Origin of the sequence: Streptomyces sp. NBC_00209 (assembly GCF_045206345.1) — a bacterium.
Taxonomy (GTDB): domain Bacteria; phylum Actinomycetota; class Actinomycetes; order Streptomycetales; family Streptomycetaceae; genus Streptomyces.
Window position 1 is genome coordinate 6590800 of record NZ_CP108121.1, and the last position, 13585, is coordinate 6604384.

Genomic DNA, 13585 nt, shown 5'->3' on the forward strand with positions numbered 1-13585 from the left:
TGGCGATCGGCAGCTCTCCGGACAGCCTGCGCGCCCCCGGACCACGCCCGCCACCGCGCGGCGCCGAACGGGTGAGGGCGTACGGGATCGCACGAGGCGGCAACCTTTCCGCGCCCGGCGGCCACTGAGGAGTACCCCACCCACCCCCACTCCGGAAGGCACGTACCGTGGCTCTCGCGCATGCCCGCACCTCCCGCAGACGCCGCACCACCCGGACCCGCACCCTGCTCGGCGCCGTCACCGCCGGAATCCTCGCCGTTGCCGGACTGGTCGTCACCGGCCATACCTCGCACGCCGCGACCGCACGCCAGGTGGAGGCGCTGGACCGGGGCGTCGTCAGCGTGCACACCGACTCCGGCAACCTCGTCAGCTGGCGCTGGCTCGCCACCGACCCCGACTCCGTCGCCTTCAACGTCTACCGCGCCGGTACGAGGGTCAACGCCTCGCCCGTCACCGGCTCCACCAACTACTTCCACTCAGGCGCCCCGAACTCCGCCGACTACACCGTGCGCGCGGTGGTCGACGGCGTCGAACAGGCCGACTCCGTGCACGCGGTCCAGTTCCGCGCCGGCTACAAGGACGTGCCCATCAGCCCGCCCCCGGGCGGCACCACCCCCGACGGCGTCGCCTACACCTACGAGGCCAACGACGCCTCCGTCGGCGACCTCGACGGCGACGGCGCGCTCGACTTCGTACTGAAGTGGCAGCCCACCAACGCCAAGGACAACTCCCAGTCCGGCTACACCGGCAACACCGTCGTGGACGGCATCCGGCTCGACGGCACCCGGCTGTGGCGGATCGACCTGGGCCGCAACATCCGCTCCGGCGCGCACTACACGCAGTTCCAGGTGTACGACTACGACGGCGACGGCCGGGCCGAGGTGGCGATGAAGACCGCCGACGGCAGCGTCGACGGCCGGGGCACCGTGATCGGCAGCGCATCGGCCGACCACCGCAACTCCTCCGGCTACGTCCTGTCCGGCCCCGAATACCTCACCATGTTCAACGGCCTGACCGGCGCCGCCATGGGCACCGTCGACTACGTCCCGGCACGGGGCACCGTCTCCTCCTGGGGCGACGGCTACGGCAACCGCGTCGACCGCTTCCTCGCCGGCACCGCCTACCTGGACGGCGGCAGGCCCTCGCTGATCATGGCGCGCGGCTACTACACGCGTACGGTGATCGCCGCCTGGGACTGGCGCGGCGGGGCCTTCACCCGGCGCTGGACCTTCGACACCAACAGCTCGACCAACACCGGCCGGGGCTACGACGGCCAGGGCAACCACCAGCTGTCGGTGGCCGACGTCGACGGTGACGGCCGGGACGAGATCGTCTACGGCGCCATGGCCGTGGACGACAACGGCAGCTCCCTGTGGACGACGAGGAACGGCCACGGCGACGCCCTGCACGTCGGCGACCTGGACCCGGCGCGCCCGGGCCTGGAGGAGTTCAAGGTGGACGAGGACGGCTCGAAGCCCTCGTCCTGGATGGCCGACGCGAAGACGGGCCAGATCATCTGGTCGACGCCCGCCGGGGGCGACAACGGACGCGGTGTCAGCGACGACATCTGGGCGGGCAGCCCCGGCGCCGAGTCCTGGTCGTCCGCCGCCTCCGGGATCCGCGACCCGCACGGCACGGTGGTCGCGAGCCGCAAGCCCTCCAGCACCAACTTCCTGGCCTGGTGGGACGGTGACACCACCCGGGAACTGCTGGACGGCACCCACATCGACAAGTACGGCACCTCCGGCGACACCCGCCTGCTGACCGGCGCCTCCGTCCACGCCGACAACGGCACCAAGGCCACCCCGGTCCTCTCCGGCGACCTCCTCGGCGACTGGCGCGAGGAGGTGGTCTGGGCGACGACGAACAACACCGCGCTACGGATCTACTCCACGCCGTACGAGACCACCACCAGGATCACCACACTGCTCCACGACACCACCTACCGCACCGGACTGGCCTGGCAGAACACCGCATACAACCAGCCCCCGCACCCCGGCTTCTTCCTCGGCGACGGCATGGCGGCCGCCCCGAGGCCCACGGTGTGGACCCCGTGAGCTGAGGCCCGCCCTCCCGGTACCGGGAGGGCGGGCCCCGCCGGGTCAGGCGTCCAGCGCCGCCGAGACCACGGCCTTGGCCTCCTCCTGCACCTGGGCCAGGTGTTCGGCGCCCCGGAAGGATTCCGCGTAGACCTTGTAGACGTCCTCGGTGCCCGAGGGCCGGGCGGCGAACCAGGCGTTCTCCGTGGTCACCTTGATCCCGCCGATCGCGGCCCCGTTGCCCGGTGCCGTGGTCAGCACGGCGGTCACCGGCTCACCGGCGAGGGTGTCCGCGCCGACCTGCCCGGGGGAGAGGCGTGCCAGCACCGCCTTCTGCTCGCGGTCGGCGGGGGCGTCGATCCGCGCGTAGGCGGGCTCGCCGAAGCGGGCGGTCAGCGCGGCGTAGTGCTGGGACGGGGACTCGCCGGTGACGGCCTGGATCTCGGAGGCCAGCAGGGCGAGCAGGATGCCGTCCTTGTCGGTCGTCCACACCGAGCCGTCCCGGCGCAGGAACGACGCCCCGGCCGACTCCTCGCCGCCGAAGCCCAGCGAGCCGTCGGACAGCCCGTCCACGAACCACTTGAAGCCGACCGGCACCTCGACCAGCTCCCGGCCGAGGTCGGCGGCGACCCGGTCGATCATTCCGGAGGACACCAGGGTCTTGCCGACGCCCACCCCGGACGGCCAGTTCTCCCGGTGCGCGTACAGGTAGTTGATGGCCACGGCGAGGTAGTGGTTCGGGTTCATCAGCCCGGCGTCCGGGGTGACGATGCCGTGCCGGTCGGCGTCGGCGTCGTTGCCGGTGGCGATCTGGTAGCGGTCGCGCCGGCCGATCAGCGAGGCCATCGCGTGCGGCGACGAGCAGTCCATCCGGATCTTCCCGTCCCAGTCCAGCGTCATGAACCGCCAGGTGGGATCGGTCAGCGGGTTGACCACGGTGAGGTCCAGCCGGTGCTGCTCGGCGATCCGCCCCCAGTACGCGACCGAAGCGCCGCCCAGCGGGTCGGCGCCGATCCGGACACCGGCCTCGCGCACCGCGTCCAGGTCCAGGACGGACGGCAGATCCGCCACATAGGTGCCGAGGAAGTCGTACCTGCCGGTCGTGGCGGCGGCGAGCGCCCGCGTGTACGGCACCCGGCGGACGTCCTTGAGCCCGTTGGTGATGATCTCGTTGGCCCGGTCCTGGATCCAGCCGGTCGCGTCCGACCCCGCCGGACCGCCGTTCGGCGGGTTGTACTTGAACCCGCCGTCGCCCGGCGGGTTGTGCGACGGGGTGACCACGACGCCGTCCGCGAGGCCGGAGGCGCGGCCGCGGTTGTACGTGAGGATGGCGTGCGAGACCGCGGGCGTCGGGGTGTACCCGTCCTCGGTGTCGATGAGGACGCGCACGTCGTTGGCGGCGAACACCTCAAGGGCGGTGACCCGGGCCGGCTCCGACAGGGCGTGGGTGTCCGCCCCCAGGAACAGCGGCCCGTCGGTGCCCTGCTGGGCCCGGTACTCGCTGATGGCCTGGCTCGTCGCCGCGATGTGGTCCTCGTTGAACGCGGTGGCCGTCGACGAACCGCGGTGCCCGGAGGTGCCGAACGCCACCCGCTGGCCGGGCTCGGCCGGATCGGGGTGCAGCGCGTAGTACGCCGTCACCAGCCGTGCCACATCGGTCAGATCCTCGGGGCGCGCCTGCTGTCCGGCTCGTGCGTGCGGCATCTGCCACTCCTCCGTATCGGTCGGTCGGTGCGATGTGCCCGTGCCGTCATTTTCGCCGGTCGTGGCCCTCGGCGGGCGCCCGCCCCGCCGCTTGTACGGCCACCGCCGCCGCGTACCCGGCGGGGACGGCGACATCGGTGACGGCCCAGCCCGGCGGGCCGACCGGGCGCGGGCCGGTGCCGACGTGCTCGCGGTGCAGTCCGCCCGCCAGGCCGGTGCCCTCACCCTTGAGGTACGCCTCCTTGCGGGTCCACACCCGGGCGAAGGCGGCGGGCCGTTCCTCCTGCGGCAGCGCGGCCAGCTCGGCCGCCTCGGCCGGGTGCAGCTGCCCGGTGACCTCCGTGACCACCCGCTCCTCCGGGACCCGCTCGACGTCCACCCCGACCGGGGCGCCCGAGAACGCCAGCAGTGCGACGCCCCGGGTGTGGGAGAGCGAGAAGTGCGTGCCGCCACCGGTCGCGGGCCGGCCGTGCGGGCCGTCGCAGGAGGGGCAGCGCTCCCGCGTCAGCCGTACGGCCTCCGGGGCGACGCCCTGGCGGGCGCCGAGCAGCAGACGCAGCGCCAGGTGGGCGGCGGTGTAGCACGCCCGGTCCGCGGGGAAGGCCAGCCTCGCCACCCGGGCGAGCTCCGAGGCGTCGAGGATCTTCGGTGCCAGCAGCCGGGCGGCCTCGGCCGCGCGCTCCGTGTCCACCAGCCACAGGGAGGGGGCGCCGGCGCTCCAGGAGGGCGCGGGCCCCCGGTAGCCGTCCTCGGTCAGCGTGAACACATGGGGCTGGTACACCGTTACGTCGTTTCCTCGGCGGGGTCGGGCGCCTCGGGCGGGCACCGGCGGGGCAGGGCGCTCTTATCCTATGGAGATCCGGAACGCGTCCGACGTATGTTCGATCACCGTGCGCCTCGCGCCCAGGGCGGCGGCCACTCGGACAGGAGCCCCCGTATGCCGTTGGACAGCCACCCCGCCGTGCTCCGGGAGGCCCGGGCGGACGACGCCGGGCCCCTCACCCGGCTCCTCCTCGCCTCCCGCGCCGCCGCCATGCCGTATCTGGCGCGGGTGCACGGCGACGAGGCGACGCTGGCCTGGCTGACCCATGTGGTGCTGCCCGGCACCGATGTCCGGGTGGCCGAGATCCACGAGGGCGGGGACGTACGGATCGCCGGCTTCCTCTCGCTGGACGGCTCCGAGCTGGAGCAGCTCTACCTCGACCCCGGTCTGCGCCGCCGGGGCATCGGCTCGCTCCTGCTGGCGGCGGCCAAGAAGGCCAGCCCCGGAGGGCTCACCCTGTACACCTTCCAGCGCAACACCGCGGCCCGGTCCTTCTACGAGCGACACGGCTTCACCGCGGTCGCCTTCGACGACGGGAGCCGCAACGAGGAGAACGAGCCGGACGTGCGGTACCGGTGGGCGCCCGGCGGGTGAACCACCCAGGCTGGGGAACGGGAGACGAGAGAGGGCGGGGTCCGCGGCGGACCCCGCCCTCCGTCGTGCCCGGGCGCCCCGCGGTGAACCCCCTCCGAACTGGCACCTTTCAGCGGCTTGCATAGCGACGCAAATTCCTTGCACACCGGAAGGCGTCCGGCCGTCCTGGTTGACCTGTCGCCAAATGCCCCTCTTGTCAGGCTAGTTGGTTCCTGTGGGCCGGGTCTTCCGGGTCACTGACTTCTGCCGGAGTGGTGGACTCCGCGTCAATTCTCTGCAACTCTCTGACCGCAAAACGCAAAAGGTCATCTCGTCGGTGCAGAAATTCATGTACCGGCGGGGTCGCAGACTGAGCCGCGCCTCGGCCCCCTGCGCCGAGGCAGCAGATCGGGGACAGATGAGAACGCGACGCTGGAGATGGCGGATTCTTTCCGCGACCGTCTCCACCAGCCTGATGATGGTCGCCTGGCCGGCGCTGAACGCCTCGGCCGCCGGCGGCCCGAATATCGCCGCCGGCCAGCGCGCCGCCGCGAGCAGCGGGAAGTCCGCCGGGAACATCGCCGACGGACAGCAGTCCACCTACTGGGAAGGGGCGGGCAAGTCCCTGCCCCAGTGGGTCCAGAGCGACCTGGGCGAGGTCACCCGCATCGACCAGGTCACCCTGAAGCTCCCCGCCGACTGGTCGGCCCGCCGCCAGACGCTCTCCCTCCAGGGCAGCGTCGACGGCACCAGCTTCACCACGCTGAAGACCTCGGCCTCCTACTCCTTCGCACCGGGCGGCTCCAACAAGGTCACCATCAGCTTCCCGGCCACCCGGACGCGCTTCGTCCGGGCCGACATCACCGCGAACACCGCGTCCGACAACGGCCAGCTCGCCGAACTGGAGGTCCGGGCGGCCGCGGAGTCCTCGGTGAACCTCGCCACCGGGCGCCCGCTCACGGCGAGCAGCAACACCCAGACGTACATCGCGGCCAACGCCAACGACGGCAACCGGGCCAGCTACTGGGAGAGCCGCAACAACGAGTTCCCGCAGTGGCTCCAGGCCGACCTGGGCTCCTCGGTGCGCGTCGACCGCGTGGTGCTGCGGCTGCCCGACGGCTGGGAGACCCGCAGCCAGACGCTGAAGATCCAGGGCAGCGCCAACGGCTCCGACTTCACGGACCTGACCCAGGCCAAGGCGTACACCTTCAGCCCCGGCTCCGAGTCGGCGACGGTCACCTTCGACGCCACCACCACCCGCTACGTCCGCGTCCTGGTCACCGCCAACAGCGTCCAGCCCGGCGCCCAGGTCTCCGAGCTGGAGGTCTACGGCCCCGAGACCGGAGACACCCAGGCACCGAGCGCTCCGACGCAGCTGGCGTACACCGAACCGGCCACCGGGCAGATCAAGCTGACCTGGAAGCCCTCGACGGACGACACCGCCGTCACCGGGTACGACATCTACGCCGACAACACCCTGCTGACCATCGGCGGTGACGTCACGACGTACACCGACACCCGCCCGGCAAGCTCCACCGTCTCGTACTACGTACGGGCCAAGGACGCCGCGGGCAACGTCTCGGGCAACAGCAACACCGTCACCCGCAAGGGGGACTCCGGTGACACCCAGGCGCCCACCGCACCGGCGAACCTCAGCTTCACCGAACCCTCCTCCGGGCAGATCAAGCTGACCTGGACGGCGTCCAGCGACAACAAGGGCGTCACCGGGTACGACATCTACGCCAACAACGTGCTGCGCAAGACCGTCGCCGGCGATGTCACCACCTACACCGACACCCAGTCCGCCGGCACCACCGTGTCGTACGTCGTACGGGCCAAGGACGCGGCGGGCAACGTCTCCGGCGACAGCAACACCGTCACCCGCAACGGCTCCACCGGCGCGGCCTCCAACCTCGCCGTCGGCAAGCCCATCACCGCCTCCTCCGTGGTGCACACCTTCGTCGCGGAGAACGCCAACGACAACCAGCTCTCCACCTACTGGGAGGGCGCGGGCGGCAGCTACCCCAACACCCTCACGGTGAAGCTGGGCGCCAACGCCGACACCCAGAGCGTCGTCGTGAAGCTCAACCCGGACAGCAGCTGGGGGGCCAGGACCCAGAACATTCAGGTCCTCGGCCGCGAGCAGAGCGCCTCGTCCTTCACCAGCCTGGTCGCCGCCAAGGACTACGCGTTCAGCCCGGGCAGCGCCAACACGGTGACGATCCCGGTCGACGCCCGGGTCGCCGACGTCCAGTTGAAGTTCACCTCCAACACCGGCGCGCCCGCCGGGCAGGTCGCGGAGTTCCAGGTGCTGGGTGCCCCGGCCCCCAACCCGAACCTCCAGGTCAGCGGCATCACCGCGAGCCCGGCCGCGCCCGTCGAGTCGGACCCGGTCACGCTCACCGCGACGGTGCGCAACACCGGCGCCGTCGCCGCACCGGCCGGCAAGCTCGCATTCCGGCTCGGTGACACCAAGGTCGCGACGGCGAACGTGGGCGCGCTCGCCGCAGGGGCCTCCACGCAGGTCAGCGCGAACATCGGCGCGCGCGACGCGGGCACGTACACGCTGAGCGCGGTCGTCGACCCGGACAACCAGATCATCGAGCAGAACGAGACCGACAACACCTACACCAGCGCCTCCGGCCTGGTCGTGAAGCCGGTCGCCAGCTCCGACCTGGTGCCCACGGCCGTCACCACCTCGCCGTCCGCCCCGGCCCAGGGCGACAACGTCACCTTCTCCGTCGCGATCCGGAACCAGGGCACGGTCGCCTCGGCCTCGGGCGGTCACGCCGTCACCGTGACCCTGCTCGACGCCAAGGGCGTCACGGTGAAGACCCTCACCGGCAGCTACAACGGCTCGATCGCCGCGGGCGCCACCAGCGCTCCGGTGAACCTGGGCTCCTGGACGGCGGCCAACGGCTCGTACACCGTGAGGACGGTCGTCGCGGACGACGCCGCGGAGCTGCCGGTCAAGCGCGAGAACAACACCGTCAGCAGCTCCTTCTTCGTCGGGCGCGGCGCCAACATGCCGTACGACACCTACGAGGCGGAGGACGGCGTCACCGGCGGCGGCGCGAAGGTCGTCGGGCCGAACAGGACCGTCGGCGACGTCGCGGGCGAGGCGTCGGGCCGCAAGGCGGTCACGCTGAACAGCACCGGCAACTACGTCGAATTCACCACCCGGGCCAGCACCAACACCCTGGTGACCCGCTACTCCATCCCGGACTCCGCGGGCGGCGGCGGCATCGACTCCACGCTCAGCGTCTACGTGGACGGCGCCTTCCTCAAGACGATCGACCTGACCTCCAAGTACGCCTGGCTGTACGGCGCCGAGACCGGCCCCGGCAACTCCCCGGGCTCCGGTTCACCCCGGCACATCTACGACGAGGCCAACGTGATGCTGGGCAAGACCGTCCCGGCGGGCAGCAGGATCCGGCTCCAGAAGGACGCGGCGAACAGCAGCACCTACGCGATCGACTTCGTCAGCCTGGAGCAGGCCACCCAGATCGCCAACCCGGACCCGGCCGCCTACGCCGTTCCGGCCGGCTTCACCCACCAGGACGTCCAGAACGCCCTGGACAAGGTGCGCATGGACACCACGGGCAAGCTGGTGGGCGTCTACCTGCCCGCGGGCGACTACCAGACCGCCAGCAAGTTCCAGGTCTACGGCAAGGCCGTCAAGGTGATCGGTGCGGGGCCCTGGTACACCAGGTTCCACGCGCCCTCGACCCAGGACAACACCGACATCGGCTTCCGGGCCGAGGCGAGCGCCAAGGGCTCGACGTTCGCGAACTTCGCGTACTTCGGGAACTACACCTCGCGCATCGACGGACCGGGCAAGGTGTTCGACTTCTCCAACGTGTCGGACATGGTCATCGACAACATCTGGAACGAGCACACGGTGTGCCTCTACTGGGGCGCCAACACCGACAACATCACCATCAAGAACTCCCGTATCCGCGACACGTTCGCCGACGGCGTCAACATGACCAACGGCTCGACGGACAACCGCGTCGTCAACAACGAGTCGCGGGCCACCGGCGACGACAGCTTCGCGCTGTTCTCGGCGATCGACTCCGGCGGCGCGGACATGAAGAACAACGTCTACGAGAACCTCACCTCGCTCCTGACCTGGCGCGCGGCCGGTGTGGCCGTCTACGGCGGCTACGACAACACCTTCCGGAACATCCGCATCGCGGACACCCTGGTGTACTCGGGGATCACCGTCAGCTCGCTCGACTTCGGCTACCCGATGAACGGCTTCGGGACCGGCCCGACGACGGTCGAGAACGTCTCCGTGGTCCGCTCCGGCGGCCATTTCTGGGGCACGCAGACCTTCCCCGGTATCTGGCTGTTCTCCGCCTCCAAGGTCTTCCAGGGCATCCGGATCAATCACGTCGACATCGTCGACCCGACGTACAGCGGCATCATGTTCCAGACCAACTACGTGGGAGGCCAGCCGCAGTTCCCCATCAAGGACACCATCCTGACCGACATCTCCATCTCCGGCGCCCACAAGAGCGGGGACGCCTTCGACGCCAAGTCCGGCTTCGGACTGTGGGCCAACGAGATGCCCGAGGCCGGCCAGGGACCCGCCGTCGGTGAGGTCACCTTCAACGGGCTCAGGTTCAGCGACAACGCCCAGGACGTGAAGAACACGACGTCCACCATGAAGATCAACATCAACCCGTAGCAACCACCGCACACAGGGGCGCCGTCCGGTCCGCCGGGCGGCGCCCCGTGCTGCGCTCACGCCGATTTCCGCATGCGGTGTACCGATCGCTGTCAAACTTTTACGAAAACTGCGCGAGATATTGCGTTCACATGTCGACGCTGGTTGAGTGTGCCTCGCCCCGGCAGTCAGTCGGCCGAGGGCCATCCACGCTCATGCCCGAAGGGGACCATCGATGAGAAGTGCTGGGTTGCGCCGCACACGCCGTATCAGCCGTGCCTCCGCGGTTGCCGTTGTCACCGCACTTGCCCTGACCTCGCTCGCGTCCTGCGGCACGAGCAGCAGCAAGGACGACGACTCGAGCAGTTCGTCCAAGGGTTCGTCCGACCCTTCGGCTCCGCTGGACCCGAAGACCAAGGTGACGATCTCCATCGACTGCATGCCGCCGGCCGCCAAGGCCGCGGAGCTGCGGGAGTGGAAGGAGGACATCAAGACGTTCAACCAGAAGTACCCGAACGTCACGATCAACGGTAAGTCCACCCCGGGCCAGTGCAACGAGCCGCCCCGCTTCACCGCCATGCTGAAGGGGAAGTCGCAGCCCGACGTCTTCTACGCCTACTTCAGCGACCTCCAGCAGGTCCTGGACAACAACGGGGCCGAGGACATCTCCGCGTACGTCACCGACAAGACCGTGCCCGCGCTGAAGGACATCCAGCCGCAGGTGGTCGACGTGGCCCGCAAGGACGGCAAGCTCTACGGCCTGCCGACCAGCAACTACACCATGGGCCTGATGATCAACCGGAAGCTGTTCAAGCAGGCCGGTCTCGACCCGAACACCCCGCCCGCCACCTGGGACGAGGTGCGCGCCGCCGCCAAGAAGATCGCGGGCCTCGGCAAGGGCATCTCCGGCTACGGCGAGTACAGCGCCGGCAACAACGGCGGCTGGCACTTCGCCGCGACGCAGTTCGGCCTCGGCGGAGAGGTGGTCGACGCCTCCGGCAAGAAGGCCGCCTTCAACAACGAGACCGGCAAGCAGGTCCTCCAGCAGCTGCACGACATGCGCTGGGAGGACGACAGCATGGGCAAGACCCAGCTGCTCAAGTGGGGCGAACTCCAGAAGCAGATCGCCAACGACAAGCTGGGCATGTACCTCGCCGCCCCCGACGACATCCCGTACATGGTGCAGCAGCTCGGCGCCCAGTACGAGACCTTCGGCCTCGGCCCCATCCCCGGCGGCAAGGGCACGCTCTTCGGCGGCAACAACTACCTGATCAAGAAGGGCAGCTCGCCCGACCAGATCAAGGCCGCCATCGCCTGGCTGAACTTCAAGAACCTCACCCCCGGCAAGGGCCAGTTCGACTGGGCCCGCACCAAGGCCGACAAGCTCCCCGTGGGCCTGCCGCAGCCGAACTTCTTCCTCGATGGGAGCAAGACCACGGACGACGCCGCACGCGCCCAGAACGCGACGATGCCCGTCGAGAACTTCAAGGCGTTCATGGACAACCCCGTCCCCGGCAAGGCCGAGCCGGCGAAGGCGCAGGAGATCTACAAGATCCTCGACAACGCCATGTCCGGTGTTCTGACCAACAAGAACGCCGACATCGACAAGCTGCTCTCCACCGCCGAGCAGCAGGTCAACCAGGTTCTGGCGAACCAGTAACGGACGCGCGGGGCCGGGTCACGCGGACCCGGCCCCGCATCCGGACCCCGTCCGCTACGCGCTCGTCGTACACCGGCACCGAGGAGACACCATGTCGGCCCCAACCCTGTCCCCCCGCAAGGCGACCCGGCCTCGCCCAGGACACCCAGGCCCCGCAGGCCGGAACTCCGCCCGCGAGGAGTTCCTGCGCGCTCTGCGCCGCAACATCTCAGCGCACGGCTTCCTGATCGGAGCGGTGCTCTGCTTCTCGCTCTTCTCCTGGTATCCGATGGTCCGGGAATTCATCCTGGCCTTCCAGAAGAACGAGGACGGCACCACCACCTGGGCCGGCTGGTCCAACCTCACGTACGTCTTCAACGACCCGGCCTTCTGGCAGGCATGGCGCAACACCCTGCTGTTCACGGTGCTCGCCCTGCTCCTCGGCTTCGTCGTCCCGTTCGCCGTCGCCGTCGTGCTCAACGAGTTCCGGCACGGACAGGGATACCTGCGGCTGCTCGTCTACCTCCCCGTCATGCTGCCGCCGGTCGCCTCGGTGCTGCTCTTCAAGTACTTCTACGACCCCGGCTACGGCCTCTTCAACCGCATCCTGGGCATCTTCCACCTGCCCGAACAGCAATGGCTGCAGGACACCAGCACCTCCATGCTCTCCGTCGTCATCGCGGCGACCTGGATGAACATGGGCGGCGCCACCCTCATCTACCTCGCCGCGCTCCAGGGCATCCCGGGCGAGCTGTACGAGGCGGCGGAGCTCGACGGCGCCGGTCTGCTGCGCAAGATCTGGCACGTCACCATCCCGCAGACCCGCCTCATCCTCTCGCTCCTGCTGCTCATGCAGATCATCGCGACGATGCAGGTCTTCACCGAGCCCTTCCTGCTCACCAACGGCGCCGGACCCGAGGGCTCCACCACGACCGTCGTCTACCTCATCTACCAGTACGCCTTCAACTTCAACAACTACGGCAGCGCGGCGGCACTCGGCCTCGTCCTGCTCGTCGTCCTCGCGGCGTTCTCCGCGGTGTACGTACGACTGAGCCGCAGCAGCGAAGACTAGGACGGGAGCCAGGACCATGGCATCGAACACGCTTGTCTCCCGGCGCGGGAGCACCTCACGCAAGTCCGCACGGCGCAGGTCCGAGGGCGCCGCCGAACGCGCCCGCCAGCGCACCCTGATCTCACCGGCCCAGCTCGGCCGGCCGCGCGGCAAGGCCGTCTACTGGATCGTCTTCGGCCTGGTGATGGTCCTGTTCACGGCGGTCTTCCTCGGCCCGCTGTACTGGATGGTCACCGGCGGTCTGAAGACCACCCAGGAAGTGGTGCAGAGCCCGCCCACGGCCTTCCCCAGCTCTCTCCACACCGAGAACTACAGCCAGGCATGGACGGTCATGGACCTGTCCAAGCTGCTGTTCAACACCCTGTACTACGCCTTCGGCGCGCTCGCCTTCCAGCTGATCTTCGACGTGGCAGCCGCCTACTCGCTGTCCAAGCTGCGGCCGGTATTCGGCAAGGCCATCCTCGGCATGATGCTGGCGACGCTGATGATCCCGGCCACCGTGCTCGTCGTCCCGCAGTACCTCACGGTCCTGGACGTGCCTCTGATCCAGCGCAACCTGGTCAACTCGCCCTGGGCGATCTGGCTGCCGTCGGTCACCAACGCCTTCAACATCTTCCTGCTGAAGCGGTTCTTCGACTCCATCCCCGGCGAACTCCTCGACGCCGCGGCCATGGACGGCGCCTCACCCCTGCGCACCCTGCGCTCGATCATCCTTCCCATCTCCCGGCCGATCCTCGGGGTCGTCTCCATCTTCGCCGTCGTCGGCGTGTGGAAGGACTTCCTCTGGCCGATGCTCACGCTGCCCGACCCGAGCAAGCAGACCCTCAACGTAGGGATCTACTCACTGGCCAGCGGCGTCCCCGAGAACGTCCTGATCGCCGCGCTCACCATCGCGTCGATCCCGACGCTGCTGATCTTCCTGCTGTTCCAGCGCAACATCATGAGCGGTCTCACCGCGGGCGGCCTCAAGGGCTGACGCCCGCTCCCGAACCGCCTTCCCCTCAGCGCTCCGCCGCCGGCTCACCCATCCTGCCCCGCTTGCCGGGCCGGCGGCGGAGTCCCA

Annotated in this window: 8 protein-coding genes; 6 read left to right on the forward strand and 2 right to left on the reverse strand. The window is 69.6% G+C overall.

Annotation, left to right across the window (positions count from 1 at the left end; translation table 11 throughout):
* Positions 1-167 precede the first annotated feature (167 nt).
* Entirely contained in the window at positions 168-2057 is a 1890-nt protein-coding gene (locus OG867_RS29810; RefSeq protein ID WP_406290066.1) for a rhamnogalacturonan lyase, read from the forward strand.
* Positions 2058-2102: 45 nt separating this feature from the next.
* On the opposite strand, the gene pgm is transcribed toward OG867_RS29810, so the two are convergent.
* The gene (gene pgm / locus OG867_RS29815) at positions 2103-3743 is read right to left on the reverse strand and encodes a phosphoglucomutase (alpha-D-glucose-1,6-bisphosphate-dependent) (RefSeq protein ID WP_328898856.1); all 1641 of its coding nucleotides are present in this window, start codon (positions 3741-3743) and stop codon (positions 2103-2105) included.
* 46 nt (positions 3744-3789) lie between these two features.
* Positions 3790-4524, reverse strand: a complete 735-nt coding sequence (locus OG867_RS29820) for a 4'-phosphopantetheinyl transferase superfamily protein (protein WP_328898855.1) — start codon at positions 4522-4524, stop codon at positions 3790-3792.
* 156 nt (positions 4525-4680) lie between these two features.
* Here OG867_RS29820 and OG867_RS29825 point away from each other — a divergent pair, with 156 nt between their 5' ends.
* The 5 genes from OG867_RS29825 (at position 4681) to OG867_RS29845 (ending at position 13498) form a co-directional block, all read left to right on the forward strand.
* Entirely contained in the window at positions 4681-5160 is a 480-nt protein-coding gene (locus OG867_RS29825; RefSeq protein WP_406290069.1) for a GNAT family N-acetyltransferase, read from the forward strand.
* Positions 5161-5557: 397 nt separating this feature from the next.
* On the forward strand, positions 5558-9832 hold the full coding sequence (locus tag OG867_RS29830; protein ID WP_406290071.1) for a discoidin domain-containing protein: 4275 nt from the start codon (positions 5558-5560) through the stop codon (positions 9830-9832).
* Between the two features lie 214 nt (positions 9833-10046).
* Positions 10047-11471, forward strand: a complete 1425-nt coding sequence (locus tag OG867_RS29835; protein WP_328898850.1) for an extracellular solute-binding protein — start codon at positions 10047-10049, stop codon at positions 11469-11471.
* Positions 11472-11562: 91 nt separating this feature from the next.
* The gene (locus OG867_RS29840; RefSeq protein ID WP_328898849.1) at positions 11563-12522 is read left to right on the forward strand and encodes a sugar ABC transporter permease; all 960 of its coding nucleotides are present in this window, start codon (positions 11563-11565) and stop codon (positions 12520-12522) included.
* A gap of 16 nt (positions 12523-12538) precedes the next feature.
* Positions 12539-13498, forward strand: a complete 960-nt coding sequence (locus OG867_RS29845; RefSeq protein WP_328898848.1) for a carbohydrate ABC transporter permease — start codon at positions 12539-12541, stop codon at positions 13496-13498.
* The last annotated feature ends 87 nt before the right edge of the window (positions 13499-13585 follow it).

Coding starts and splice junctions, on each gene's coding strand:
- pgm (WP_328898856.1), bottom strand. CDS start 3,743: ATGCCGCACGCACGAGCCGGACAGCAGGCGCGCCCCGAGGATCTGACC.
- OG867_RS29825 (WP_406290069.1), top strand. CDS start 4,681: ATGCCGTTGGACAGCCACCCCGCCGTGCTCCGGGAGGCCCGGGCGGAC.
- OG867_RS29830 (WP_406290071.1), top strand. CDS start 5,558: ATGAGAACGCGACGCTGGAGATGGCGGATTCTTTCCGCGACCGTCTCC.
- OG867_RS29835 (WP_328898850.1), top strand. CDS start 10,047: ATGAGAAGTGCTGGGTTGCGCCGCACACGCCGTATCAGCCGTGCCTCC.
- OG867_RS29840 (WP_328898849.1), top strand. CDS start 11,563: ATGTCGGCCCCAACCCTGTCCCCCCGCAAGGCGACCCGGCCTCGCCCA.
- OG867_RS29845 (WP_328898848.1), top strand. CDS start 12,539: ATGGCATCGAACACGCTTGTCTCCCGGCGCGGGAGCACCTCACGCAAG.